The 25,764-nt window shown below is 71.2% G+C and carries 25 protein-coding genes; 7 read left to right on the top strand and 18 right to left on the bottom strand.

Annotation, left to right across the window (positions count from 1 at the left end):
• Nucleotides 1-452 precede the first annotated feature (452 nt).
• Together AMK26_RS01190 and AMK26_RS01195 are read left to right on the top strand one after the other, a co-directional pair.
• Nucleotides 453-974 (top strand): universal stress protein, encoded by a 522-nt coding sequence (locus AMK26_RS01190; protein WP_073750871.1) that lies wholly within the window; start codon nt 453-455, stop codon nt 972-974.
• A gap of 151 nt (nt 975-1,125) precedes the next feature.
• Nucleotides 1,126-1,692, top strand: a complete 567-nt coding sequence (locus tag AMK26_RS01195) for a GPR1/FUN34/YaaH family transporter (protein WP_073750873.1) — start codon at nt 1,126-1,128, stop codon at nt 1,690-1,692.
• A 179-nt stretch (nt 1,693-1,871) separates the two neighbouring features.
• On the opposite strand, the gene glmS is transcribed toward AMK26_RS01195, so the two are convergent.
• Nucleotides 1,872-3,689, bottom strand: a complete 1,818-nt coding sequence (gene glmS / locus AMK26_RS01200) for a glutamine--fructose-6-phosphate transaminase (isomerizing) (RefSeq protein ID WP_073750875.1) — start codon at nt 3,687-3,689, stop codon at nt 1,872-1,874.
• 33 nt (nt 3,690-3,722) lie between these two features.
• The gene (locus AMK26_RS01205) at nt 3,723-3,998 is read right to left on the bottom strand and encodes a hypothetical protein (RefSeq protein WP_073750902.1); all 276 of its coding nucleotides are present in this window, start codon (nt 3,996-3,998) and stop codon (nt 3,723-3,725) included.
• Between the two features lie 241 nt (nt 3,999-4,239).
• On the opposite strand from AMK26_RS01205, the gene AMK26_RS01210 reads away from it, so the two are divergent.
• Nucleotides 4,240-5,886 (top strand): beta-N-acetylhexosaminidase, encoded by a 1,647-nt coding sequence (locus AMK26_RS01210; RefSeq protein ID WP_073750904.1) that lies wholly within the window; start codon nt 4,240-4,242, stop codon nt 5,884-5,886.
• A gap of 62 nt (nt 5,887-5,948) precedes the next feature.
• Here AMK26_RS01210 and AMK26_RS01215 read toward each other — a convergent pair whose 3' ends face one another.
• The 10 genes from AMK26_RS01215 to AMK26_RS01265 all read right to left on the bottom strand — a co-directional run bounded on the left by AMK26_RS01215 (nt 5,949) and on the right by AMK26_RS01265 (nt 19,459).
• On the bottom strand, nt 5,949-7,724 hold the full coding sequence (locus AMK26_RS01215) for an IucA/IucC family protein (RefSeq protein ID WP_073750906.1): 1,776 nt from the start codon (nt 7,722-7,724) through the stop codon (nt 5,949-5,951).
• Nucleotides 7,721-8,290 carry a GNAT family N-acetyltransferase gene (locus AMK26_RS01220; RefSeq protein ID WP_073750908.1) on the bottom strand — a complete coding sequence of 190 codons (570 nt, stop codon included), beginning with the start codon at nt 8,288-8,290 and terminating at the stop codon, nt 7,721-7,723. The genes AMK26_RS01215 and AMK26_RS01220 overlap by 4 nt, the downstream gene beginning before the upstream one ends.
• Nucleotides 8,287-9,558 carry a lysine N(6)-hydroxylase/L-ornithine N(5)-oxygenase family protein gene (locus AMK26_RS01225; RefSeq protein WP_073750910.1) on the bottom strand — a complete coding sequence of 424 codons (1,272 nt, stop codon included), beginning with the start codon at nt 9,556-9,558 and terminating at the stop codon, nt 8,287-8,289. The genes AMK26_RS01220 and AMK26_RS01225 overlap by 4 nt, the downstream gene beginning before the upstream one ends.
• The gene (locus tag AMK26_RS01230; protein ID WP_073750912.1) at nt 9,542-10,984 is read right to left on the bottom strand and encodes a pyridoxal phosphate-dependent decarboxylase family protein; all 1,443 of its coding nucleotides are present in this window, start codon (nt 10,982-10,984) and stop codon (nt 9,542-9,544) included. The genes AMK26_RS01225 and AMK26_RS01230 overlap by 17 nt, the downstream gene beginning before the upstream one ends.
• Before the next feature lie 732 nt (nt 10,985-11,716).
• A complete protein-coding gene (locus AMK26_RS01240; RefSeq protein WP_073750916.1) occupies nt 11,717-12,553 on the bottom strand; it encodes a siderophore-interacting protein in 837 nt (278 codons plus the stop codon).
• Nucleotides 12,554-12,558: 5 nt separating this feature from the next.
• The gene (locus AMK26_RS01245) at nt 12,559-13,605 is read right to left on the bottom strand and encodes an ABC transporter substrate-binding protein (RefSeq protein ID WP_073750918.1); all 1,047 of its coding nucleotides are present in this window, start codon (nt 13,603-13,605) and stop codon (nt 12,559-12,561) included.
• 168 nt (nt 13,606-13,773) lie between these two features.
• Nucleotides 13,774-14,934, bottom strand: a complete 1,161-nt coding sequence (locus AMK26_RS01250; protein ID WP_073750920.1) for an acyl-CoA dehydrogenase family protein — start codon at nt 14,932-14,934, stop codon at nt 13,774-13,776.
• A 3-nt stretch (nt 14,935-14,937) separates the two neighbouring features.
• The gene (locus AMK26_RS01255) at nt 14,938-15,891 is read right to left on the bottom strand and encodes a hydroxymethylglutaryl-CoA lyase (RefSeq protein ID WP_073750922.1); all 954 of its coding nucleotides are present in this window, start codon (nt 15,889-15,891) and stop codon (nt 14,938-14,940) included.
• Nucleotides 15,888-17,831 carry an acetyl/propionyl/methylcrotonyl-CoA carboxylase subunit alpha gene (locus tag AMK26_RS01260; RefSeq protein ID WP_073750924.1) on the bottom strand — a complete coding sequence of 648 codons (1,944 nt, stop codon included), beginning with the start codon at nt 17,829-17,831 and terminating at the stop codon, nt 15,888-15,890. Before AMK26_RS01260 ends, AMK26_RS01255 begins: the two co-directional genes overlap by 4 nt.
• A gap of 11 nt (nt 17,832-17,842) precedes the next feature.
• Nucleotides 17,843-19,459 (bottom strand): carboxyl transferase domain-containing protein, encoded by a 1,617-nt coding sequence (locus AMK26_RS01265; RefSeq protein WP_073752925.1) that lies wholly within the window; start codon nt 19,457-19,459, stop codon nt 17,843-17,845.
• 78 nt (nt 19,460-19,537) lie between these two features.
• Between AMK26_RS01265 and AMK26_RS01270 the strand changes: the two genes are divergently transcribed.
• Together AMK26_RS01270 and AMK26_RS01275 are read left to right on the top strand one after the other, a co-directional pair.
• A complete protein-coding gene (locus tag AMK26_RS01270; protein WP_073750926.1) occupies nt 19,538-20,116 on the top strand; it encodes an SACE_7040 family transcriptional regulator in 579 nt (192 codons plus the stop codon).
• Between the two features lie 1,250 nt (nt 20,117-21,366).
• Nucleotides 21,367-22,023 carry a hypothetical protein gene (locus tag AMK26_RS01275; protein WP_073750928.1) on the top strand — a complete coding sequence of 219 codons (657 nt, stop codon included), beginning with the start codon at nt 21,367-21,369 and terminating at the stop codon, nt 22,021-22,023.
• Here the strand turns inward: AMK26_RS01275 and AMK26_RS37180 are convergent.
• Both AMK26_RS37180 and AMK26_RS01285 read right to left on the bottom strand, forming a co-directional pair.
• Nucleotides 22,016-22,207 (bottom strand): hypothetical protein, encoded by a 192-nt coding sequence (locus AMK26_RS37180; protein WP_073750930.1) that lies wholly within the window; start codon nt 22,205-22,207, stop codon nt 22,016-22,018. The two genes, AMK26_RS01275 and AMK26_RS37180, sit on opposite strands and share 8 nt — an antisense overlap.
• Nucleotides 22,208-22,228: 21 nt before the next feature.
• Complete coding sequence (locus AMK26_RS01285) at nt 22,229-22,432, bottom strand: hypothetical protein (RefSeq protein ID WP_073750932.1); 204 nt, start codon at nt 22,430-22,432, stop codon at nt 22,229-22,231.
• Between the two features lie 153 nt (nt 22,433-22,585).
• Between AMK26_RS01285 and AMK26_RS01290 the strand changes: the two genes are divergently transcribed.
• Nucleotides 22,586-22,846: a GntR family transcriptional regulator gene (locus tag AMK26_RS01290; RefSeq protein ID WP_073750934.1), complete on the top strand. Its 261-nt coding sequence runs from the start codon at nt 22,586-22,588 to the stop codon at nt 22,844-22,846.
• 58 nt (nt 22,847-22,904) lie between these two features.
• On the top strand, nt 22,905-23,672 hold the full coding sequence (locus AMK26_RS01295; protein WP_073750936.1) for a phosphatase: 768 nt from the start codon (nt 22,905-22,907) through the stop codon (nt 23,670-23,672).
• A 30-nt stretch (nt 23,673-23,702) separates the two neighbouring features.
• On the opposite strand, the gene AMK26_RS01300 is transcribed toward AMK26_RS01295, so the two are convergent.
• The 4 genes from AMK26_RS01300 to tesB are packed head-to-tail and all read right to left on the bottom strand — an operon-like array spanning nt 23,703 to nt 25,764.
• Nucleotides 23,703-24,158 (bottom strand): hypothetical protein, encoded by a 456-nt coding sequence (locus tag AMK26_RS01300; protein ID WP_143608420.1) that lies wholly within the window; start codon nt 24,156-24,158, stop codon nt 23,703-23,705.
• Between the two features lie 50 nt (nt 24,159-24,208).
• Nucleotides 24,209-24,631: a PIN domain nuclease gene (locus AMK26_RS01305; RefSeq protein WP_073750940.1), complete on the bottom strand. Its 423-nt coding sequence runs from the start codon at nt 24,629-24,631 to the stop codon at nt 24,209-24,211.
• Nucleotides 24,628-24,837, bottom strand: coding sequence for a type II toxin-antitoxin system VapB family antitoxin (locus tag AMK26_RS01310; RefSeq protein WP_073750942.1), 210 nt, complete (start codon nt 24,835-24,837; stop codon nt 24,628-24,630). Before AMK26_RS01310 ends, AMK26_RS01305 begins: the two co-directional genes overlap by 4 nt.
• 51 nt (nt 24,838-24,888) lie before the next feature.
• Nucleotides 24,889-25,764, bottom strand: coding sequence for an acyl-CoA thioesterase II (gene tesB, locus AMK26_RS01315; protein ID WP_073750944.1), 876 nt, complete (start codon nt 25,762-25,764; stop codon nt 24,889-24,891).

Raw genomic sequence — 25,764 nt, forward strand, 5'->3', positions numbered from 1 at the left:
GTGGCCGTCCGGGGACCCTGGCGGGGGTGGCCGGATGGGGATGGCCGGGTCGGGGCCGGCGGTGGCTCGCGTGCCGTGGCCGGTCGGCCGGCGCGCCGGGGCGGCTGGGGGCGCGGGGCAGCGCGGGTGGCCCGCGGCCGACTGGTGGCGCGGTGGCGGCCGGGGCGGGTTCGTGCTGGTGGGGAGGGGATGCCGGGGGCGGTGGGGCCCGTGGTGCGTGGGGCGGGGGACGGCTGTAGGGGGCACCCGGCATTGCCATACGGGGCGGGCTCGTGCATGCTCCCTGGAACGCCGTGTGACCGCCGCGGCAGGGTGGCGGGCACTGGGCAGCGGAGGAGTGCCGCCGTACCCTTGGGGGTATGCGGTTGGGAAGATGATTCCCGGACACACCTCCATCGCCAACCGTTGGACCCCTGCTCCTTCCCACGAGGACGTTCTTCGCCGAGACACCGATGGCCGGTCACGAAATCCCTGAACCCGCGGACCGCAGGCAGGTCGCCGATTCCCCGGTCGACCCCCTCGCGGCGGACGAGACGCGCCACTCCTGCGATCCCGCCTTCCAGCACGGGGTGGTCGTCGGCTTCGACGGCTCGACCTCCAGTGAGCGGGCGCTCGCGTACGCCATCGGCATGGCCCGGCGGTCCGGCTCGGGCCTGATCATCGTGCACGTGGCGAACCGGCTGCCCACCACCGTGTGGGCCGGCTGCGAGCCGCCCGTCTTCGTCGACGTACCCGACCACCGCACCGAGGTCCTCGGGCTGGAGCTGGCCTGCGCGGACTACCTGTCCGAGGTGCCGTGGATCCTCGTCGAGCGCGGCGGCGACATCTGCCACGAGCTGGAGGAGGTCGGCCGCGAGTATTCGGCCGACGCCATCGTCGTCGGCTCCACGCACGGCATCGTCGGCCGCATCTTCGGTTCGGTCGCCGGACGGCTGGCGCGGCGCGCGCAGCGGCCGGTCGTCGTCATCCCGTAGCCCTGCTGTTATCCGCCGGTGATACGGCGTCAATTTCCCTCCCCTTGGGCGAAATTCGGCCGCCTCGCGAGGTGGGTTGTGCGCTTGTGAAGGGTATATCCAGGTGGCTGGGAAGCAGCACAACTGCACATGAGCATGAAGGGAGCCCGCCGTGGACAACGACGTCTCTGCGGGGAGCACCACCTCCACTCTCGGCCATCTCGCACTCGGCCTGACACTGCTGGCGTTCGGCGTAGGCAGCACCGGTGTGATCGACAATGTCGCGGCCTCCGACGCCGCGGTTCTCGCGACCTGGGTCGGCGGGGTCGCCCTCTTCGTCGCCGGCCTCTTCGAACTGCGCGCGGGCGACGGCCGTACCGGCACCGCCTTCGCCGGCCTCGGCGCCTTCTGGTTCGCCTGGGGCACCGGCGAGGGCTCCGGGGTCTCCGCGGAGGCCGGCGGACTGTTCATGGTCCTGTGGGCCATGCTGTCGCTCAGCCTGACGGCGGCCGCCTCCGGCAGCGGGCTGCTCGGGCAGGGCGTGTACGGGCTGCTGACGCTCTCCCTGCTGCTCTCCGGCATCGGCTCCTTCGCGGACGCCTCCGCCCTCGGCCAGATCGGCGGCTGGGCCGCCGCACTCGCGGGCCTCGGCGCCTGGTACGGCGCGACGGCGTCGCTCGCCAAGTGGCCCACGTTCCAGGGGCGCGCCGCGGGCCGGGGTGTGACGGCCACCGGCTGAAGCGGCCACTGAGGCCGGTGCAAGGGCGGCACCGGCCGTACGAAAAGGGCGACCCCCGGCGCGTTGGTGGCACGCGCCGGGGGTTGCCCCCTTTGCGGCCGAACCGCCGCCGCTCTCGCGGAGGTGGTTGGCCGCCGTGGGGGTTGCTCGATTGTCGCTTCGGACGTCAGGGGCGGGATTTACTCCACGGTGACGGACTTCGCGAGGTTGCGCGGCTTGTCGATGTCGCGGCCGAGGGCCAGGGCCGTGTGGTAGGCGAGGAGCTGGAGCGGGATGCCCATGAGGATCGGGTCCAGCTCGTCCTCGTTCTTCGGGACGATGATCGTGTGGTCGGCCTTCTCCTGCTCCTGGTGCGCGACCGCGAGGATCTTGCCGCTGCGGGCCTTGATCTCCTCCATCGCGGCCCGGTTCTTCTCCAGCAGGGAGTCGTTCGGGACGATCGCGACGGTCGGCATGGCGGGCTCGATGAGCGCCAGCGGGCCGTGCTTGAGCTCGGAGGCCGGGTACGCCTCGGCGTGGATGTAGGAGATCTCCTTGAGCTTCAGGGAGGCCTCCAGGGCGACCGGGTAGCCCCGGACACGGCCGATGAACATCATCGACTTGGCGTCCGCGTACTCGGCGGCGAGCTTCTTGATGTCGTCCTCGCTCTTGAGGATCTCCTGGATCTGGCCGGGCAGCCTGCGCAGGCCCTCGATGATCCGCTTGCCGTCGGCGACCGACAGGTCACGGATGCGGCCCAGGTGGAGGGCGAGCAGCGCGAAGGCGACGACCGTGTTGGTGAAGCACTTGGTGGAGACGACGCAGACCTCGGGGCCCGCGTGCACGTACACGCCGCCGTCGGCCTCGCGGGCGATGGCGGATCCCACCACGTTGACGACACCGAGCACCCGCGCGCCCTTGCGCTTCAACTCCTGGACGGCGGCCAGCACGTCGTACGTCTCACCGGACTGCGAGACGGCGATGTACAGGGTGTCGGGGTCCACGACCGGGTTGCGGTAGCGGAACTCGGAGGCCGGCTCGGAGTCGGCCGGGATACGGGCCAGGCCCTCGATGAGCGAGGCGCCGATCATGCCGGCGTGGTACGAGGTGCCGCAGCCGAGGATCTTCACGCGGCGGATGCCACGGGCCTCGCGGGCGTCCAGGTTCAGGCCGCCGAGGTGCACGGTGGAGAACTTCTCGTCGATGCGGCCGCGCAGGACGCGGTCCACCGCGTCGGCCTGCTCCGAGATCTCCTTGTGCATGTAGGTGTCGTGACCGCCCATGTCGTACGAGGCGGCCTCCCACTCCACGGTCTCGGGCGTCGCGGTGGTCAGCGTGCCGGAGGTGGTGTACGTACGGAACTCGTCGGCCTTGAGGGTGGCCATCTCGCCGTCGTCGAGGGTGACGATCTGGCGGGTGTGGGCGATCAGCGCGGCGATGTCGGAGGCGACCAGCATCTCCTTCTCACCGATGCCGAGGACGACCGGGGAGCCGTTGCGGGCGACGACGATGCGGTCGTTGAAGTCGGCGTGCATGACGGCGATGCCGTACGTGCCCTCGACGACCTTGAGCGCCTCGCGGACCTTCTCCTCCAGGGTCTCGGCCTGGGAGCGGGCGATCAGGTGGGTGAGGACCTCGGTGTCGGTCTCGGAGGCGAACACCACGCCGTCCGCCTCGAGCTTGGCGCGCAGCTCGGCGGCGTTGTCGACGATGCCGTTGTGGACGACCGCGACCTTGTTCTCGGGGTCCATGTGCGGGTGCGAGTTGATGTCGCTGGGGGCGCCGTGGGTGGCCCAGCGGGTGTGGGCGATGCCGGTGGTGCCGGTGAAGCGCTTGGGGACGCGGGCCTCCAGGTCACGGACCCGGCCCTTGGCCTTGACCATCTTCAGGCCGGTGGACTTCGGGCTGGTGATCACCATGCCCGCCGAGTCGTACCCCCGGTACTCCAGCCGCGCCAGACCTTCCAGCAGCAGCGGAGCCACATCACGCTTACCGATATAGCCGACAATTCCGCACATAAAGTGTTGCCCCTCCAGGTTCGTGGTGTGTGCTCAGCCGTAGACGATGCGGCGCAGTTGCCGGAGTGAGAGCTCCGGTGGTGCCACGGCGCGGTGCGGCAGTTCGGCCGCGATGCGTTCGAAGATCGCGGAGTTCACCTCGCCGCCGGACTGCAGTTCGCGGTGGCGGCGGCGGACGAACTCCTCGGTCGTCTCGTCGAAGTACGCCAGCACGTCGAGCACCACCCGGGCGGCCTCACCGCGCTGGAGCGCGGTGCTGCGGACCAGGTGGTCGATGAGGTCGTCGTGCGACGGGCGGTGTTCGAGCACTCGTAGATATTGAAGGAGTGGGGTGCGGATGGCAACAATCCTGCCCGATATCGGGCAGGAGAGAGGTGAAGGTAGGTCCGATTTGGTCAGAGTTGCTTGAGAACCGCCTGTTTCGCGGTACGAGTCACCCGGAGATACGAGAGTGGTCTACACCTTGACCGGCCCTGGGGCGCGCGGTACGGATGGTGACCGTTCGGTTGCACAAGCCCGCAGTTGCGACGCCCGTCGAAGGGACCAGCTTGTGACACAGCGCAGAACGTTCCCCCGCCTCCGCCTCCTCGGTTCGCTGCTCCTCGTCGTGGCCGCCGGGATCACCGGGATCGGGGCCGCGCCCGGCGGGGCCGCGCCCGGCGGGGCCGCGCCTGGTGGAGCCGCCGCCACGCCCGGCGTGCGGCCGCTCGGCGACATCGTGCCCGTACCCGCCTCCGCACGCCCCGGCGGCAGCCCGTACACCCTCACCGCCCGCACCCGGATCCATGTGGACGACGACTCGCGCGAGGCGCGCCGCGTCGGGGCGTACCTGGCGGACCTGCTGCGGCCCTCCACCGGGTACGCGCTGCCGGTCGTGGACCACGACGGCGGAACCGGCGGCATCCGGCTGCGGCTGAGCGGCCGCGAGGCGGCGCTCGGCGACGAGGGGTACCGGCTGGAGTCCGGGCGCCGGGGCGTCACCATCACCGCCCGTACGCCCGCCGGGCTCTTCCACGGCGTCCAGACACTGCGCCAGCAGCTCCCGGCGTCGGTGGAGGAGGACACCCGGCAGCCCGGCCCCTGGCGGGTCGCCGGCGGGACCATCACCGACACGCCCCGCTACGCCTACCGGGGCGCGATGCTCGACGTCTCGCGGCACTTCTTCACCGTCGAGCAGGTCAAGCGCTACATCGACCAGATGGCGCTGTACAAGATCAACAAGCTGCACCTGCACCTGAGTGACGACCAGGGCTGGCGCATCGCCATCGACTCCTGGCCCCGGCTGGCCACCTACGGCGGCTCCACCCAGGTCGGCGGCGGCCCCGGCGGTTACTACACCAAGGCCCAGTACAAGGACATCGTCGCGTACGCCGCCTCCCGCCACCTGGAGGTCGTGCCCGAGATCGACATGCCCGGCCACACCAACGCGGCCCTCGCCTCGTACGCCGAGCTCAACTGCGACGGCATCGCCCCGCCCCTCTACACCGGCACGGCCGTCGGCTTCAGCAGCCTGTGCGTGGCGAAGGACATCACGTACGACTTCGTCGACGACGTCGTCCGCGAGATCGCCGCGCTCACCCCCGGCCGCTACCTCCACATCGGCGGCGACGAGGCCCACTCCACCAGCCACGAGGACTACGTCACCTTCATGGACCGGGCGCAGGCCACCGTGGTGAAGTACGGAAAGACCGTCATCGGCTGGCACCAGCTCGTCGGCGCCAACCCGGCGGAGGGCGCGCTCGCCCAGTACTGGGGCCTGGACCGTACGAGCGACGCCGAGAAGGCGCGGGTGGCGGCGGCCGCGCGGAACGGCACCGGGCTGATCCTCTCGCCCGCCGACCGGCTCTACCTCGACATGAAGTACACCAAGGACACCCCGCTCGGCCTGTCCTGGGCCGGGTACGTCGAGGTCCAGCGCTCGTACGACTGGGACCCGGCGGCGTACCTCCCGGGCGTGCCCGCTTCAGCGGTCGCCGGTGTCGAGGCGCCGCTGTGGACCGAGACCATCGCGTCGAGCGCGCACATCGACCAGATGGCCTTCCCCCGGCTGCTCGGCGCCGCCGAGCTGGGCTGGTCGCCGGCCGCGACGCACGACTGGGAGACGTACAGGCAGCGGCTCGGGGGGCAGGGGCCGCGCCTGGAGGCGCTGGGCGTCGACTTCTACCGGTCGCCGCAGGTGGACTGGCGTACGGAGTAGGAAAAGAGCCGGGGCGCCGCGCGGAGGACCGTACTCCGCGCGGCGCCCCGGCCGGACCGTGGCTACGCGAACCGGGCGATCGGGTTCGGCAGCGTACCGACGAACTGGAGCGCGCTCGACGGGTCCGCCAGATCCACCATCTGCTTGTTGTTGCGCAGCTGGAGCCGGTTGAGGCACGACAGCGTGAACTCGTCGGCGAACATGTCGTACTGCGCGAACTTGTCCGCCAGCTCCGGCTTCGACTCCTGGTACGCGCGCACGCACTCGGCGACCGTCCGCCAGAAGTCGTCCTCGTCCAGCACACCCCCGGAGGCGAGCGTCGCGCCCAGGAAGCGGAAGAAGCAGTCGAAGACGTCCGTGAAGACCGACAGCAGCTTGGTGTCGTCGGGCACGTCGACCCGGATCCGCTCGACCGCCGGCGGCAGCACCGCGTCCGGGTCCATCACCACGATCTCCTCGGCGATGTCCTTGAAGATCGCCCGCTGGACCGTGCCGCCCTCGATCACCAGGATCACGTTCTCGCCGTGCGGCATCCACGCCAGGTCGTACGCGTAGAAGGTGTGCAGGATCGGCAGCAGGTACGCGTCCAGGTAGCGGCGCAGCCACTCCGTCGGCGCCAGCCCCGACTCGGCGATCAGCGCGGCCGCGAACGACGCGCCCTCGTGGTCGGTGTGCAGCAGGGACGCCATGGTCGCCAGGCGCTGGCCCTCGGCGATGGTCGGCACCGGGGACTCGCGCCACAGCGCGGCGAGCATCTTGCGGTACGGGGAGTACCGGTCGGTCGCGGCCTCGTACTCCAGGTGCCGGTAGCCGACCGCCGCACGCTCACGGATGATCGAGAAGCGGGCCGCCTTCAGGACGTCGTCGCCGTCGATCAGGTTGGCCAGCCAGTCGTTGATGGCCGGGGTCGCCTCCATGTACGCGGCGGACAGGCCGCGCATGAAGCCCATGTTGAGGACCGAGATGGCCGTCTTCACGTAGTGCTTGGCCGGGTCGTTCGTGTTGAAGAACGTACGGATCGACTGCTGCGCCAGGTACCGGTCGTCGCCCTCGCCGAGGAAGACCAGGCGCTGCTGGGCGATCTCGGCGGCGAACGTGACGGACAGCTTGTTCCACCACTGCCAGGGGTGGACCGGCATGAGCAGGTAGTCGGCGAAGTCCAGACCCTGGTCGGCGAGCGTCTTGGCGAAGCCGTCGACGGTGTCGTCGCCGAGCTCGGCGCGGACGAACGTCTCGTAGTCGATGCCCGCGCCGGCCGTGAAGGTGGTGCGGTCGCGGCGCGCGGCCAGCCAGATCAGCTGGATGGGGTTGGCCGCCTCCGGCGCGTACGCGTGGTACTCGTCGATGCCGAAGCCGAGCCGCCCGTTGTTGGCGACGAAGCACGGGTGGCCCTCGGTCATGCCCGTCTCGACGGCCTGGAAGTCCGCCTTGGCCAGTTCGGCGGCCGGGACCTGCGGCTTGGTCGACTTGAACGCCGTACCGGAGAGCGTGGAGGAGATCTCCTCCAGGTAGACCGGCAGGATCTCGTCGCTCAGGCCGAGCGAGCCGCGCAGCTCGATGATGAACCGCAGCGCGTCCAGCGGGAGCTGCTCGGCGCCCTGGTGGCGGCTGATGGAGTCGGCGTCCACCTGCCAGTGGTCCAGGGCGAACCGGTCGGCGGTGAAGCGGTACTCGACCGTGCCGTCGTCGCTGAGGACGCGGTACCGGTTGCCGCCCAGCGACTCGGGGGTGAGCAGCCGCTCGTGGGTGAACTCGGCGAGGCCCTTGCGGACGAGGAGGCGGTTGGCGTGCGCCCAGCGGTCGGGCGTGAGGTGCGCGACGGGGTTCATGGGGCTCATCGGTCGGCCCCCACGGCCGCGTGGAACTGCTCCCGGGTGCACACGCTGAGGTACGCGTCCTTCTCCGGCTTGGCTATCTTCTCCACGATCTCGAAGCCGACGGCCTCGTTGAGCGCGTGGACGGCCTTGTTGCGTACGTCGGGCTCGACGACGACCCGCTCGGTCGCGGGGTCGGCGAACAGCTCCGCCATCACGGCCGTGATGACGGCACGGGTGAAGCCGTGGACGGGTGTGTCGGTCGGGGCGACCAGGAAGTGCATGCCGACGTCGCCCGGCTGGGCGTCGTACAGGCCGACCAGCTCGACCTTCGACGGGTCGTACCGCTCCATGAGGAACGCGGGCTTGCCGTCGCGCAGGCCGATGAAGGCGTCGTGGTGCTCATTGGCGGCGATGGCCATGTACTCGCGCTCGACGTCCGCGACGGTGTGGTGCTGCATCAGCCAGAAGGCGGCCTTCGGGTGCGTGACCCAGCTGTGGACCAGCTCGCCGTCCGTGAGCGGGTCGAGGGGGCGGAAGGTGAAGGTGCCGACATTGGTGGTGGTGGCGGTGGTGCCGGTGGTGCTCATACGGCGAACTCCTGGAACGCGATGGACTTCTCGACGGGGTAGTACTCGGAGCCCAGCAGTTCGCCGATGATGTACGCGTTGCGGTAGGCGCCCATCCCCAGGTCGGGGCTGGTGATCGAGTGGGTGTGCACGCCGGCGTTCTGCAGGAAGATGCCTCGGCCGGTCGTGTCGATGGAGTAGTTGCGGGCGACGTCGAAGCGGCCCTGCCCGTCCCAGCGGATGCGGTCCTTGACGGGGTTCAGGAACTCGGGCGTGACGTATTTGTAGCCGGTGGCGAGGATCAGGCCGTCGGTCTCGATCGTGAAGTCCTTGCCCTGCTCCTCCTGGCGCAGGCCGAGCGTGTACGTGCCGTTCTCGTACGTCGCGGTGTTCAGCGAGGAGTTGGTGAGCAGGCGCGTGGGGACCGGGCCGCCGAGGTTCTTCTGGTACAGCAGGTCGAAGATGGCGTCGATCAGCTCGCCGTCGATGCCCTTGAACAGGCCCTTCTGCTGCGTCTCCAGGCGGTAACGGGTGGCTTCGGGCAGGGCGTGGAAGTAGTCCACGTACTCCGGGGAGGTCATCTCCAGCGTGAGCTTGGTGTACTCCAGCGGGAAGAAGCGCGGCGAGCGGGTGACCCAGTTCAGCCGGTAGCCGTGGACGTCGATCTCGCTGAGCAGGTCGTAGTAGATCTCGGCGGCGCTCTGGCCGCTGCCGACGAGGGTGATCGACTTCTTCTTCTGGAGCGCCTCCTTGCTGGGGAGGTACCGCGAGTTGTGGATGACGTCGCCGTCCAGGCCCTGGCAGGCGTCCGGGATGTACGGCGGGGTGCCGGTGCCCAGGACGAGGTGGCGGGCGCGGAACGTTTCGCCGGCGGTGGTACGGACCGCGTACAGCTCCTCTTCGGCGTCGTACTCGACCGTCGTCACCGTGGTGGAGAAGCGGACGCTGCTCAGCTTGCCGGCGGCCCAGCGGCAGTAGTCGTTGTACTCGGTCCGCAGCGGGTAGAAGTTCTCGCGGATGTAGAACGAGTACAGTCGGCCGTTCTCCTTGAGGTACTGGAGGAAGGAGTACGGCGAGGTCGGGTCGGCGAGGGTGACGAGGTCCGACATGAACGGCGTCTGGAGGTGGGCGCCTTCGAGGAACATCCCCGAGTGCCACTCGAAGTTCGGCTTCGATTCGAGGAAGACGCCGTTCAGCTCGTCGATCGGCTCCGTCAGGCAGGCGAGGCCGAGGTTGAACGGACCCAGTCCGATACCGACGAAATCGTGGATGTCACGAGGCGTGGACAAGGTTCTCTCCAAGGTACTGCTCGGCGTGGCCGGCGATCAGGTCGAGGACGGCGGTGATGTCGTGCACGGTCGTCTCGGGGTTGAGCAGGGTGAACTTGAGGTACTGGCGGCCGTCGACCTTCGTACCGGCGACGACGGCCTCGCCCGACGCGAACAGCGCCTTGCGGGCGTGGAGGTTGGCGCGGTCAATCTCGGTGGGCGAGGTGACGTCGGCCGGGATGTAGCGGAAGACGAGGGTGGACAGCGACGGCTCGACGACGACGTCGTAGCGCGGGTCGGCGGCCAGCACGTCCCAGCCTGCGGCGGCCAGGTCGCACACCTCGTCGAAGAGCTGCCCGACACCGTCGGCGCCCATGACGCGCAGCGTCATCCACAGCTTGAGCGCGTCGAAGCGGCGGGTGGTCTGGAGCGACTTGTCGACCTGGTTGGGGATCCGCTCTTCGAGCGTGCGGCGCGGGTTGAGGTACTCCGCGTGGTACGTCGCGTGGCGCAGCGTGGCGCCGTCGCGGACCAGCAGGGCGGAGGAACTGACCGGCTGGAAGAACGACTTGTGGTAGTCGACCGTGACCGAGTCGGCGCGCTCGATGCCGTAGAGGAGGTGGCGGCGGGTGGGGGAGGCGAGCAGGCCGCAGCCGTACGCGGCGTCGACGTGCATCCAGGCGCCGTACTGGGCGGCCAGCTCGGCGATCTCCGGGAGCGGGTCGATGGACCCGAAGTCGGTGGTGCCGGCGGTCGCGACGATCGCCATGGGGGTCAGCCCCTGGGCGGCGCACAGCTCCAGCTCGGCGGCGAGGGCGACGGACTGCATGCGCTTGTCGCGGTCGGTGGGGATCGCGATGACGGCCTGGGGGGAGAGGCCGAGGAGCTTGGCCGACTTCTGGACGCTGAAGTGGCTGCACTCGGAGGTGAAGATCCGCAGTTTCGCCAGGTCGGCGGCCTTGGCCTCCTCGCGGGCGAGGAGCAGGGCCTGCAGGTTGGACTGCGTACCGCCGCTGGTGAACACCCCGTCGGCGGCCGGGCCGAGGCCGATGCGGCCGGTGGTCCAGTCGACCAGCTTCCGCTCGATGAGGGTGCCGCCGGCGCTCTGGTCCCAGGTGTCCAGGGAGGAGTTGACGGCGGAGAGGACCGCCTCGCCGAGGACGGCGGGGATCACGACCGGGCAGTTGAGGTGGCCCAGGTAGCGGGGGTGGTGGAAGTAGACGGCGTCGCGGAGGTAGACCTGCTCCAGCTCGTCGAGCGCGGCGGAGGCGTCACCGAGCGGCCGGTCGAGGTCGACGGCGGAGATGAGCGGGGCCAGTTCGTCGGGGGTGACGCCGGTGAACGGCTGTCGGGTGGAGGCGAGCCGGTTCGCCACCCGCTCGACTCCTTCGGTGACGGAACGCCGGTACTGCTCGGCGGTTGCGTCATTGAGCAGGTGCGAGCGCATGCGATGTCCTCCCGGGTACGGGGACTTGATCGGCCCTCAGGGGACAGGAGGGGTTTGAGGAGCCGCGGTGGTAAGTAAGGTTAGCCTAACCTAATTTGAACCTGCAACGGATGCGGGCCTCTCACAGGGCCCATCCGTTGCACGGCCGTTGCACGGCGGTGCGGCGCCCTGGCGGGCGCGGTGCGGTGCCCCTGGCGGGCTCCCAGGCAGGCGCCTGAGCCCCGCCGTGGGCGGGCCTGCGCACCGGCCGGGCGCCCGGGGCTGGACCCCCGGCCTGGGACCGCGCCGTGCCCGGTGACGTTCCGGGCGTGCGTCCGGGCCTGCCCGCGTGCGTCCGGGCCTGCGGCGGCACGGGGCCGGCGGCGGGCCGGCCGCGTGATGCACCGTCTGGCGCCCGCACCCGGCCGCAACGCCCGCGTCTTGCACGGCCGGACGTGACCGCCCCGGCTTGCGTCCCGGGTGGGTGCCGGGACTTGGGCTCGGGAGCGACGACCTGGGTGTCCGGCGGCTCGGGCGGGATCCGGCCGTGGACGGCGGCGCCCTGGACACCGGCACCGGCGACCCGGGCCGCCCGCTCGGGCGCGTGGCCGTGGTGCGAGGCCACTGGTCACGCGTCCCCCGGCGGATCCCCGGGGTTCCGGCCCGTCAGGGCGCCGGCACGGCGTACGTCCCGGACCGGGCGCTCTGGGACGGACGCGCGGTCGGGGGCGGACGCGCGGTCGGGGACGGGGCCTACGCCTCGTCCTCGGCCGCGTCCGGGGCCTCCCGGAGCGCGTCCTCGCTCAGGCCCTTGCGCCAGTAGCCGACGAACGTCACGCGCCGGCGATCGATGCCGCGCTCGTTGACCAGGTGGCGGCGGAGCGCCTTCATCGAACCGGACTCGCCCGCGATCCAGGCGTACGGAGCCGTGCCGGACAGCTCGGCGGCGCGTACGGCGTCGACGGCGGCGGGCGCGCCCTCCTCCCGGACCAGCCAGGTGACGGTCGCGTCCGCCTCGGTCGCCAGCTCCAGCCGGTCGGCGGCGTACGGGACTTCGAGCCACACCCGCGCCCTGGTCCCGGCCGGCAGCCACTCCAGGATCGACGAGGCGGCGGGCAGCGCCGTCTCGTCGCCCCAGATCAGCACCTCGTCCGCGTCCTCGGGCAACCGGAAACGCACACCGGTGTTGTCGGCGACCGTCGGGCCGAGGACGACCACCCGGTCGCCCTCCGAGGCCTGCGCGGCCCAGCGGCACGCGGGACCGCCGTCCTCGTGGAGGGCGAAGTCGATGTCCACCTCGTCCGGGTCCTGGCGCTGCTCCCGCACGGTGTACGAGCGCATCACCGCCCGTACGTCGTCCGGCATGGCCCGCCACGCGCCGAGCGCGCCGTACAGGTCCCCGTCCGCCACCGGCGGCATGACCGGCTCCGGCTGGCCCGGGTGCGGCAGGAACAGTGACAGGCTCTGGTCGCGGCCCCCGGCGGCGAAACCTTTCAGCTCGTCACCGGTCGCCCCCGTGAAGGTGACGCGGACCAGCGACGGGCCGAGCCGCCGGGCCCGCGCCACCTTCAGGGAGAAGAAACCGAACATGCGGCTCAGGCCACCTTCTTGGCGTTCTCGATCGCCTTGGCGAGGTCCTCGAGCAGGACCGCGCACTTGTCGTACGAGTAGATCGGCTCGGTGAAGCGCGGGATGACCTGACCGGCCTTCACGGCCGGAAGCTGGGCCCAGGTCGGCTTGGACTTCAGGTCGGCGGGCTGGATGGCCTGGCTGCGGTTGTCCATCATGATGATGTCGGCCGGGTACGTGTCGAGGTTCTCCCAGCTGAGCTCCTCGAAGTAGCCCTGGGCGTTCACCTTCGGCTTCACGAACTTCACGCCCAGCTCCTCGAAGTACGCGGTGTCCGCGGACATCTTGGCGAGCGAGACGTAGAACAGCTCCGCGCTGGCCGAGCCGATCATGACGCGGATCTCCGGCCGCGCCTTGGCGGCGGCGCGCAGCGTGGCGGCTGCCTTCTCGAAGCGGGCCTTGGCGTCGACCGTCTTCTTGGCCTTCAGGTCCGCCCCGAGGGACTCGGCCAGCTCGGCGTGGCGCGCCAGGGCCTTCGGCATGGTGGTGTTGGCGGCCCACAGCGCGACGGTCGGCGCCAGCTTGACGATCTTGTCGTGGGACTGCGGCGGCAGGTACCACAGGACGTCCTTGTCCCACATCGCCGAGACCAGCAGCTCGGGCTCGAGCTTCAGGTACTCCTCGATGTTGAAGGTGCCCCAGACGTTGCCGAGGTTCTTCACCTTGGTGACGTCGAGGTCGCCGGCCTGGATGTCCGGCTTGTCCTTACCGGTCTTGGGGTCCTTGACGGTCGTCGGGCCGAAAACGCCCTTGACCTCGATGTCGTAGTCGTGCAGTGCGGCGGCGGTGCCGATGAAGGCGACGATGTTCTTCGGGGTGGACTTCAGCTCGACCGCCTTGCCGCGGTCGTCCGTGAACTTCCAGGGGCCGGACTTCTCGCCGGCCGCGGACGAGCTCTTGCTGTCCTTTTTGTCGCCACCGCATGCGACGAGCGCGGCGCCGAGCCCGATGGCGCCGCCCGCGGCGAGCAGGCCGCGACGGGTGAGATGGGAGGCTCGGGCGTTGCTGGGCATGGCGGAGTCGCTTTCGTACGGCCGTATTCGGCCACTGGGCAAGTTCGAGGGTAGGTTAGCCTAACCTCACGCGTTGTCCAGAGGGTGCCCCGGTGTGTGGTGGAGCACGCCACGGCAGCGGCCGGCCGCCGCCCCGGGGGGACGGCGGCCGCCACGTACCCCCGCCCGTCAGGCGGAAAGCCCCAACTCCCTTGCGATCAGCATGCGCTGGACCTCGCTCGTGCCCTCGCCGATCTCCAGGATCTTGGAGTCCCGCCACATCCGGGCCACCGGATACTCGTTCATGAAGCCGTAGCCGCCGTGGATCTGGGTGGCCTCGCGGGCGTTGTCGACGGCGACGGTCGACGAGTACAGCTTCGCCAGCGCCGCCTCCTTCTTGAACGGCTCGCCGCTCACCAGCCGGGAGGCGGCGTCACGCCAGCCGACACGGGCCATGTGCGCCCGCATCTCCATGTCGGCGATCTTGAACTGGATGGCCTGGTTGTCGCCGATCGGCCGCCCGAACGCATGCCGCTCCTTGGCGTACTTCACCGACTCGTCCACACACCCCTGCGCCAGGCCCGTCGCCAGCGCCGAGATGGCGATCCGGCCCTCGTCGAGGATGCGCAGGAACTGGGCGTACCCCCGCCCCTCCTCACCCAGCAGGTTCGCCACCGGGACGCGGACGTCGGAGAAGGACAGCTCACGGGTGTCCGAGGCGTTCCAGCCGACCTTCGAGTAGGGCGCCGCCACCGTGAAGCCGGGGGTGCCGGACGGGACGATGATGGAGGAGATCAGCGGCTTGCCGTCGGGGGTGCGGCCGGTGACGGCGGTGACCGTGACCAGGCCCGTGATGTCCGTACCCGAGTTGGTGATGAAGCACTTGGAGCCGTTGATGACCCACTCGTCGCCGTCCCGGACGGCCGTGGTGCGGGTGCCGCCCGCGTCGGAGCCCGCGCCCGGCTCGGTCAGCCCGAACGCGCCGAGGATCTCGCCGCCGCACATGCGCGGCAGCCACTGCTGCTTCTGCTCCTCGGTGCCGAAGCGGTAGACCGGCATCGCGCCGAGCGAGACGCCCGCCTCCAGGGTGATGGCCACGGACGAGTCCACCCGGGCCAGCTCCTCCAGCGCGATCCCGAGGGCGAGGTAGTCACCGCCCATGCCGCCGTACTCCTCCGGGAAGGGCAGCCCGAACAGGCCCATCTGCCCCATCTCGCGAACGATCTCGTACGGGAACTCATGGCGCTCGTAGAAGTCCCCGATCTTCGGGGCGACGACCTCGTGGGCGAACTCCTCGACGGTGCGGCGCAGTTCCTCGTGCTCCGGTGAGAGCCGGTGGTCCAGGGACATGACTCAGGACTCCTTGTGGGAGGCCGCGCCGCCGAGGGCGCGGACGGTGCGGGACGGGCTGGGTCGGCCCAGTTGTCCGGCCAGCCACACGCTCGTGGCGGTGAGCCGGCCGAGGTCGACCCCGGTGTCGATGCCGAGGCCGTGAAGCATCCACACGAGGTCTTCGGTGGCGAGGTTGCCGGTGGCGGACTTGGCGTACGGACAGCCGCCGAGGCCGCCGGCGGAGGCGTCGACGGTGGTGACGCCGTGCTGGAGGGCGGCGAGGGTGTTGGCGAGCGCCTGGCCGTAGGTGTCGTGGAAGTGCACGGCCAGCGCGCCCGTCGGAATGCCCGCCTCGTTCAGGGCGGTGAGGAGCCGGGTCACGTGACCGGGCGTGGCCACGCCGATGGTGTCGCCCAGGCTCAGCTCGTCGCAGCCCATGTCCTTCAGCCGACGGCACACGGCGACCACCTGGTCGACCGGGACGGGGCCTTCCCAGGGGTCGCCGAAACACATGGACAGATAGCCGCGCACGGTGAGGCCGTGCTCCACCGCACGGGTGACGACCGGGGCGAACATGGCGAGCGCCTCGTCCACCGTCCGGTTCAGGTTGGCCTTCGCGAACGACTCCGTGGCGCTCGCGAACACGGCCACCTCCCGCGCCCCGAGCGCCAGCGCCCGGTCCAGGCCGCGCTCGTTCGGCACGAGGACCGGCAGGCGTACGCCTTCGAGGTCCTTGACGAGCGGGAACAGCCGCTCGGCGTCGGCGAGCTGGGGCACCCACGTGGGGTGGACGAAGCTGGTCGCCTCGATCGTCGTGAGCCCGGCGTCCGCGAGGCGCCGGATGAACTCGGCCTTCACCTCGGTCGGGACGGTGCCCTGCTCGTTCTGCAGCCCGTCGCGCGCGCCCACCTCATGGATCCGGACGCGGGCCGGCAGCCCGGGCGCGGGGACGGTCATGGGAAGCCCTGTGGTCATGCCTCCACCTCCTCCTTGGGAATCACCACGGCCAGCACCTGGTCCATGGCGACGGTGGTGCCGGGCGTGACGTCCAGCTCGGCGACGGTGCCGTCGTGCGGGGCGGAGATGACGTGCTCCATCTTCATCGCCTCGACGACGACGAGCCCCTGCCCGGCCGTCACCTCGTCCCCGACGGCCACCTTCACGACGGTGACCGTCCCGGGCATGGGCGCGGTGAGCGAGTCGGCCCCGGCGTGCGCGGTCCGGTCCAGGGATGCCTCGACGGGGTCGTGGTCCAGGACGTTCCAGCTGTCCCCGTCCCGGCCGAGCCAGGTCCCGGCACGGTGGAAGGTGTGGGTGAGGCCGTCCACGGTGACCGTGACCCGGTCGTCGCTCACGCGCGCGTGGCCCCGGGTGCGGTGGGCGACCGGCTCGTGGCCCGGGACGCGCAGCCAGTGCGTGACCGGTACGGGCTCCCCGCCCAGCCGCCAGCCGCTGGGCACCGAGAACGGGTCGGTCCAGCCGGTGGCGTCCGCCCGGGGCCGCAGCGCGTCCTCCCGTACCGCCGCGGCGGCTTCGTACACCTCGTCGGGGACCCCGCTCGGGACCAGCGCGTCCACGTCCCGCTCCACCAGGCCCGTGTCCAGGTCACCGGTGACGACGTCCGGGTGGGCGAGCAGACGGCGCAGGAAACCGGCGTTCGTCGGTACGCCGAGCGTGACCGTGCCGGCGAGGGCCGCCCGGAGCTTGCGCAGGGCGGTCGGCCGGTCGGGCGCGTGGACGATGACCTTCGCCAGCATCGGGTCGTACAGGCTGGAGACCTCCGTACCCTCACTCAGACCCGAGTCCGTCCGCACCCCCTCGCCCTGCGGCTCGCTGAGCGCCAGCACCGTGCCGCCCGACGGCAGGAAACCGCGCGAAGGATCCTCCGCGCAGAGCCGGGCCTCGATGGAGTGGCCGGAGAGCGTGATGTCGCCCTGGGCGAACCCGAGCGGCTCCCCGGCGGCCACCCGCAACTGCCACTCCACCAGGTCCACACCCGTGATCAGCTCGGTCACCGGGTGCTCCACCTGGAGCCGGGTGTTCATCTCCATGAAGTAGTACGCGGACGGATCGCCGCCCGGGACGATGAACTCCACCGTCCCCGCACCCCGGTAGCCGCACGACCGGGCCGCCTGGACCGCCGCCTCGCCCATCGCCGCGCGGGTCTTCTCGTCCAGCAGGACCGACGGGGCCTCCTCGATGATCTTCTGGTGGCGGCGCTGGAGCGAGCACTCGCGCTCGCCCAGGTGGACGACATTGCCGTGCCCGTCCGCCAGCACCTGGATCTCGATGTGCCGGGGCCGGTCGATCCACCGCTCGACCAGCAGCGTGTCGTCGCCGAACGACGCCCGCGCCTCGCGCCGCGCCGCCGCGATCTCCTCCAGCAGGGCCGACTCCACCCGCGTGAGGCGCATGCCCTTGCCGCCGCCGCCCGCCGACGGCTTCAGCAGCACCGGCATGCCGATCTCGCGCGCCGCCGCCGCCAGTTCGTCGTCGCTCAACCCGCTCCCGGAGGAGCCGGGCACGACCGGAACGCCAGCGGCCTTCACGGTCTCCTTGGCGCGGATCTTGTCACCCATGAGGGCGATGGCCTCGGCCGGCGGGCCGATGAAGACCAGCCCCGCGTCCTCGCACGCTTGCGCGAAGCCGGCGTTCTCCGCCAGGAAGCCGTACCCCGGGTGGACCGCCTGCGCGCCGGTCCGCGCCGCCGCCTCCAGCAGCCGGTCCACGCGCAGATAGCTCTCGGCGGCGGCCGGCGGCCCGATCCGTACCGCCGTGTCCGCCTCCCGTACGTGCCGGGCGTCGGCGTCCGCGTCACTGAAGACGGCCACCGAGCGGATGCCGAGGGCCCGCAGCGTACGGATCACGCGGACCGCGATCTCACCTCGGTTGGCCACCAGGACGGTGTCGAACATCGTCGTTCCCCTCACATCCGGAAGACGCCGAACTGGGGGTCACCCAGAGGCGCGTTGGCACAAGCGGTCAAGGCGAGACCCAGCACCTGGCGGGTCTCCAGCGGGTCGATCACGCCGTCGTCCCAGAGGCGGGCCGTCGCGTAATAGGCGCTCCCCTGCTGCTCGTACTGCGCGCGGATCGGGTCCTTGAACGCCTCCTCGTCCTCGGCGGACCAGGACTCCCCGCGCGCCTCCAGCTGGTCGCGCTTGACGGTGGCGAGGACGGAAGCGGCCTGCTCACCGCCCATGACGGAGATCTTGGCGTTGGGCCACATCCACAGGAAGCGCGGGCTGTACGCCCGGCCGCACATCGAGTAGTTGCCGGCGCCGTACGAACCGCCGACGACGACCGTCAGCTTCGGCACGCGCGTGCAGGCGACGGCCGTGACCATCTTGGCGCCGTGCTTGGCGATGCCGCCCGCCTCGTAGTCCCGGCCGACCATGAAGCCGGAGATGTTCTGGAGGAACAGCAGCGGGATGCCGCGCTGGTCGCACAGCTCGATGAAGTGCGCGCCCTTCTGGGCGGATTCGGCGAACAGGATGCCGTTGTTGGCGACGATGCCGACCGGGTGGCCGTGGATCCGGGCGAATCCGGTGACCAGGGTCTGCCCGAACTCCGACTTGAACTCCTGGAACCGGGAGCCGTCCACGATCCGGGCGATGATCTCCCGGGCGTCGTAGGGCGTCCGCGAATCGACCGGCACCGCCCCGTACAGCCCCGCCGGGTCGACCTTCGGCTCCTCGGCGGGCTCCACCGACCAGGGCAGCGGGCCCCGGGAGGGGAGCGTCGAGACGATGTTCCGGACGATGCGGAGGGCGTGCGCGTCGTCCTCCGCGAGGTGGTCGGTGACCCCGGACGTACGGGAGTGGACCTCGCCGCCGCCCAGCTCCTCCGCCGTGACGACCTCGCCGGTCGCCGCCTTCACCAGCGGCGGGCCACCCAGGAAGATCGTGCCCTGGTTCCGTACGATCACGGCCTCGTCGCTCATCGCGGGGACGTACGCCCCACCGGCCGTGCACGAGCCGAGGACGGCGGCGATCTGCGGGATGCCGGCGCCCGACATACGGGCCTGGTTGTAGAAGATCCGCCCGAAGTGCTCCCGGTCGGGGAAGACCTCGTCCTGCTTGGGCAGGAACGCCCCGCCCGAGTCCACCAGGTAGACGCAGGGGAGCCGGTTCTCCAGGGCCACCTCCTGGGCACGGAGGTGCTTCTTCACCGTCATCGGGTAGTACGTGCCGCCCTTGACGGTCGCGTCGTTCGCCACGACGACGACCTCCCGGCCGCTCACCCGGCCGATACCGGCGATCACCCCGGCGGCCGGCGCCTGGTCGTCGTACATCCCGTTCGCCGCGAGGGGCGCCAGCTCCAGGAACGGCGAGCCGGGGTCCAGGAGGGTGTCCACGCGGTCGCGCGGCAGCAGCTTGCCGCGCGCGGTGTGCCGGGCGCGGGCCTTGTCACCGCCCCCCAGCCGGGCGGCGGCCAACCGGGCGCGCAGCCCGTCGGCCAGCTCGTGGTGCGCCGCCTCATTGGCCTGCCAGGCGGCGGAGGCCGGATCTGCCGTGCTGGTCAGCACGGGCGCCTGCTGCATCATGCCCCCAGGTTAATGACCGTTAACGTGTGTCCATCAGGTTAACGACCGCTAACCGCCTTGTCTAGAATCAATCCCATGAGCACCAGGACCGACGCCCCGACGCGCCGCGAACAGATCCTCAAGGAGGCCGCCCGCCTCTTCGCCGAGCGCGGCTTCCACGGCGTAGGCGTCGACGAGATAGGAGCCGCCGTCGGCATCAGCGGCCCCGGCCTCTACCGGCACTTCCCCGGAAAGGACGCCATGCTGGCCGAGCTGCTGGTCGGCATCAGCGAGCGGCTCCTCGACGGCGGCCGGCGACGCGTACAGGAGGCGGCGGGCGACCCCGAGGCGCTGCTCGGCTCGCTCATCGACGGGCACATCGACTTCGCGCTCGACGACCGCCCCCTGATCACCCTGCACGACCGCGAGCTGGACCGCCTCCGGGAGGCCGACCGAAAGAGGGTGCGGCAGCTCCAGCGGCAGTACGTCGAGCTATGGGTCTCGGTGGTCCGCGAGCTCTACCCGGCGCCCCCGGAGGCGGAGGCCCGGGCGACCGTCCACGCCGTGTTCGGCCTCCTCAACTCGACCCCGCACATCGGCCTGCTCGGCCGCACCGCCATGGAGGCCCTGCTGCGGAGGCTCGCCCACGGGGCGATCGGCACCCTGGCGGGGTGAGCGCCCTGCCCATGGTGGGCGTGTGGGCCGCCCTCTCTCCGAGTGTGGCGGGCTCCGGCGTCCCGTCAAGGGCGCTCCCTTCGGTCGCGTCGCTTCGCGATGGGCTTCGCCCACCCTTGACCGGCCGCCTCCGCCCGCCTTTTCCCACTCGGAGGGCGGCCCGGGGGAACGGGCCCGGGAGGGGCGCCCCTTTCCCGTGCCGTTCGTGGCCGGGAGGCGGGTGCCGCAGGGGGCGCGGCAGAGGAATGGGGCGGCGCGGCTCGGCTAAGCGGCGGGCGGCCGTCTTCCGGTTGCGGTGCAGGACCTCGCTTCGGTGGGTGGTGGGTGCGCGGCAGTGGCATGGGGCATCCGGGGTCGGCTCGGCGACTGCGGGCGGGTGAGGGGCTGGGGTTCAGGCAGGTGGCTGGGGTGGGGTGGGGGCTGGGCCGGGGTGTCGCCCCGCACGGCGGCCGGGGTGAAGGAGTGGGTGCGGCTGGGACGTGGTGGGGGTCGGGTGCCTGGTCGGGCCCCGGGGTTGGGGCGTTGTGGGCGGTGTGGGACACCGTTCGGAGCGTGGTTGTCGGGGTCGGGGTGTCCCATCCCGCCCACAACTCCGATGGTCGCCGGAGGGGGCGTCCCTTCCCGGACTGCCCCGGATGGGGGAGCAGCGGGAGCTCGGCGACTGGACGCACCCCGCTGCGCCTGACTGTTCGGGAGAGCCGGAGGCCAAGTCGCACCAGGCAGGCTTAGCTCGTCACGGCTGAGCGGCTCCACCCGCCCCAGCCCCGAACCCACCCCAGCCACCTGCCTGAACCCCAGCCCCCCACCCGGCCGCAGTCGCCGAACCCAGCCCAGAAGCCCCATCGCACTGCCGCGCACCCACCACTCACCGGAGCGAGGTCTTGTGCCGCAACCGGGAGACGGGCCGCAGCCGCTTAGCCGAGCGCCGCCGCCCCATTCCTCTGCCGCGCCTGTCCCGGCCGAGCCGCCTCGGCCACGAGCGCCCGGAAAGGGGCTGGTCCCCCGGGATGCCTGCTCCCCGGGGCCGCCCTCCGAGAGAAAACGCGCGGGCGGAGGTGGCCTGTCAAGGGTGGGCGAAGCCCATCGGCGAAGCCGACGCGAAGCGCCCTTGACAGGGTGCCGGAGCCCGCGACTCTCGGAAGCGAGGGCGGCCCGGAACGGCAACCATGACCAGACGGCCCACCCCCCGACGGTAGGGTTCGGATCTTCGGTTGCGTCGGCTTCCGGAGTCCACGAAAGCAGCACCTGCGATGAACGCCGCCCCGCTGCCCTCACAGCACCGCCTCGACGCCGCCCTGGATCGTCTGGCCGTCACCTTCCGGGGCATGACCGCCCGCCCCGACGAGTCCAACTGCGAGTGCCACTGGGGCAGCGCCGAAGACCTCGCGTTGCTGAAGGCGCCGGACGTGGAGCTGTACCCCGATCTCCTGGACCGTACGTGGCGGGCCTCCGACTGGACCGACTGCGGGGCGGTGCTGCGACGCGTATTGCCCCAGTTCTCCCGGGCGCTCGTCGGCGGTCTCGTCAAGCCCCGGTTCGGCATGTACGAGGTCGGACGCTGGTTCGCGATCGGCCAGTGGGTGCGGTGGCCCGCCGACCAGGCCGCGCCGGTACGGGAGTTCCTGGACGCCTGGTGGGTCCACACCCTCACGGATCCGGACCCCGTCGTACCCGCGTACGAGCTGTTCGCGCTGGTCGCCGAAGCCTCCGGCACGCTCACCCCGTGGCTCGCCACCTGGGAGTCCCTCGGTCACGTCCAGGCCGTCGAACATCTGGCCGAGGCGGCGGACCGCTGGGAGGAGGACCTGCTGGGTGACGAACTCCCCTGGGAGAGCTGGCACGACGGGGAGCGGATGCGCGCTGAACTGACCGCCTGGCTGGCCCGCCGCGCGGCCGTACCTACCTGACCGGCTCGTCCTCCGGCGGGCGGTCGTGCCAGCCGGTCGCGAGGAGGTCCAGGGCGTCCGGGGGTCTCCGGACTCGGGGCGCGCATTCCTCGCACGCGTACACGTTGAACCCCGGACCCGATCCGGCCTGGACCTCGGCGACCAGCACGGGCGTCTCGGTGAGCCGGTCGCACCGTACGCACATCCGCACCGGGCGCCGCGCCGGTCACCCGGTCAGCCCGAGCAGGTACGGGCGCACCAGTGCCGTCTCGGCGCCGTCCAGTGACTCGTCCAGCCCGTACGGCGACCGCAGCGACGGAAGGCTGGGCGGGGCCTGTGCGGCTGGGCGGGCGGGAGGTGCCTCTGGGGCGCGTGGGGGTACGAACAGGCTCCTCGCCCATCGGACAACGGCGTGGATAAGCTCGGTCACGTCGGTCTGCTTTCTTCAGATCGGCCACGCCCCGGGACGGCTGCCACCGTCGCCGGGGCCTTGTGCTTGCCCGGCGTAAGGGAGGTGTACTGCCCCCGTCTAGCCTCTGGGGAGCTATGGCAGGGTCATGCTGGGCGCCTAGGGTCGGTCCTCATGAGCATTGACCGGGAAGGCCCCGTTCCGCCGTATCGCCAGATCGCGACGATCCTGCGTGCACGCATCGAGGACGGCAGCATCCCGCCCGGTCGCCGTATCCCCAGCCTGGTGGCGTTGGAGGCGGAGTTCGGCGTTGCGCGGGACACCCTCCGTAAGGCCGTGCAGGTGCTGAAGGACGAAGGGCTCGTGCACACGGTCCAGGGCATGGGCGTCTACGTCGTCGACAGCGCCGCCGAAGCGGACACGACCGCCCCGTAACCGTCCACCCCCCGAAACAGCCCAACCACTCCCCGTGGCGGGGCGGCACAATGGGGCCATGCCGATACCCAGCCGCGCCGCCCTCGTCGAGCACCTCGTCCGTACCCGGATCGCCGGGGACGTCGCCACGCCCCGCGACAACAACCTCTCCCACTACCGCAAGCTGGCGAACGGCGACCGCCACTACTGGCTCGGTCTGGAGCTGGGGAACCGGTGGACGGACGAGCAGGACGTGCTCGCCGTGATGGCGGAGCGGTGCGGGGTGAACGACGATCCGGCGCACCGGGCCGGGCAGGACACCATCGACCCCGAGTTGACCGTGGACGCCCTGGACCGGATGGCCGCGCGGTTGCGGAAGGCGGCGGCGGGGAAGCAGCGGGTGCTGTTCGCGACCGGGCACCCGGGCGCGCTGCTGGACGTGCACAGCAGGACGGCCGCCGCGCTGCGCGGCGCCGGGTGCGACATCGTGCGGATTCCGGGCGGGCTCATCGCGGACGAGGGGTACGTCGTGCAGTTCGCGGACGTGGCCGTCTTCGAGCGGGGCGCGAGCCTGTGGCACACGCACTCGCCGGAGCCGATGAACGCCATCCTGGACCACCTGCAGGTGCAGCCGGACCTGGTGGTGGCCGACCACGGCTGGGCGGGGCGCGCCGGGCAGCGGGGGATCGACTCGGTCGGGTTCGCCGACTGCAACGACCCGGCCCTGTTCATCGGCGAGGCCGAGGGGACGATGCAGGTCACGATCCCGCTGGACGACCATGTCGTCGACCCGCGCTTCTACGAGCCGATGACGGACTACCTGCTGGACGCGGCCGGCCTGCTCTGACGGGCGGGCGGGCGGGGCGTGGCGGGCTCCTCAGCGGGCGCCCCCGCTGCCCAGCTCGCTCCGCGCGGCCTCCATGAACGCGTGCCGCCGCTCCCGCTTGGCCGGGAGCGCCGTGCCCGTCGTGCCCCTGCGTACGCGCGCGTGCAGCGCTTCGGCGTAGTCCTGGGCGGCCTGTGCCGTCTCGTACGCGCAGACCAGCTCCACGGCCTTCGTCGCCAGCCACAGTTCGTGCAGCGCCTCCTCGTCGGTGCTGCACGGGTCCGACAGGCCGAGGTTCCTGCTGTCGAGGACCAGCTCGATGCGCTGCGCGGAGCTGAGGAACTCCATGATGGCTCCCTTGCGCTCCGCGCGGTCCGTCGCCGTCCGCTCCCACTGGTGGCGCCGGCTCTCGACCCGGGTCGCCAGGTGCTGGCCTATGAGCGTGCCCAGTGTTCCCAGCAGAACTCCCGCCAAAGCCAGGGCCGTTCCGCCCGTTAATGTTTCCATGACGCCCAAGCCTGAACGATCATGACGGGAACGTCGAGGCCCCGGGCCCGTTACAAGGAGCCCGGGGGCGTCACCCACAACGTGTGCTGACCGGTGGCCCGTGCCACGGTCTCGAAGTCCGCGTCGTAGTGCAGGACGGTCAGGCTTGTCAGCTCGGCGGTGGCTGCGAGCAACAGGTCGACGGGGCCCGCGCTGCGGTGTTCGCCGCGCTCGGTGAGCGCGCGCTGTACGGCGCCGGCCCGCTGGTATACGCCGTCGGGAACGGGCGTCCAGTTGAAGAGTTCGGCGAGCAGTTCCTGCTTCGCCAGGCGGTCCGCGAGGGAGCGCGCCGAGTAGAGCATCTCCAGCTCGGTGATCTCGCACATGCCGATGACGCCCTCGGCGAGGTGATCGCTCCAGCGCTCCCGTACCGCCTTGTTCGTCAGGATCCGGGCAGCGGCGGAGGTGTCGATGAGGTGGGTGACCGGGCTCATCGGCGGTAGTTCTCCTTGTCGAGGAGAACGTCGAAGTCGCCGCGCTCCCCCATGGCCGCGAGCTCCTCAAGGGCCTTGAGGCGGCGGCGGCGCTTCGCCACCTCCAGCAGCGCGGCGTTGACCGTGTCCTTTTTCGTGGTCGTGCCCAGTATCGACGCGGCCTCGGCCAGGGCGTCGTCGTCCACCTCGACGTAGAGATTCGACATGGGCATATCCTCCCTATGGCTTCGACATATGAAGCATATGCCCCCGAGAGGTCAGCCGCGCGGGACGCGGACCACGCCCTCCTGGATCACCGAGATCGCCAGCCGCCCGTCCTGGGTGTAGATCCGCGCCTGGCCCAGGCCCCGGCCGCCCGAGGCCGAGGGCGACTCCTGGTCGTACAGGAGCCACTCGTCGGCCCGGAAGGGGCGGTGGAACCACATGGCGTGGTCCAGCGAGGCGCCGACGACGTCGCCGACGGCCCAGCCGCCGCGCCCGTGGGCGAGGAGGACGGAGTCGAGCAGCGTCATGTCGGAGACGTACGTCGCCAGGCAGACGTGCAGCAGCGGGTCGTCCGCGAGCTTGCCGTTCGTGCGGAACCACACCTGGGAGCGGGGCTCGCGGGGGGTGCCGGCCGTGGCGTACGGGGGCTCCCCGACGTACCGCAGGTCGACCGCCGCGCGGGCCTCCAGGAGGCGGTCGACGGTGTCGGGGTGGACGAACCGGTCGGCGTACCGGGGGAGGAGCTCGGCGGCCGTCGGGAGGGTTTCGGGGGCCGGGGCGGGCGGCATGTCCGCCTGGTGCTCCAGGCCGTCCTCGTACGTCTGGAACGACGCGGACAGGTGGAAGACCGGCTGGCCGTGCTGGACGGCGACCACGCGCCGGGTCGTGAACGAGCGGCCGTCGCGGATGCGGTCCACGGTGTAGACGATGGGCGCGCCGGGGTCGCCGGGGCGGAGGAAGTACGCGTGCAGGGAGTGGGCGAGCCGGTTGTCGGGTACGGTGCGGCCGGCGGCGACCAGGGCCTGGGCCGCGACCTGGCCGCCGAAGACGCGCGGGACGATCGCCGAACGCGACTGGCCCCGGAAGATGTCCTGCTCGATCCGCTCCAGGTCGAGCAGATCGAGCAGGTCGTCGAGCGCTTCGGTCAC

The sequence above is a fragment of the Streptomyces sp. CB03234 genome (genome assembly GCF_001905885.1).
Lineage (GTDB): Bacteria > Actinomycetota > Actinomycetes > Streptomycetales > Streptomycetaceae > Streptomyces.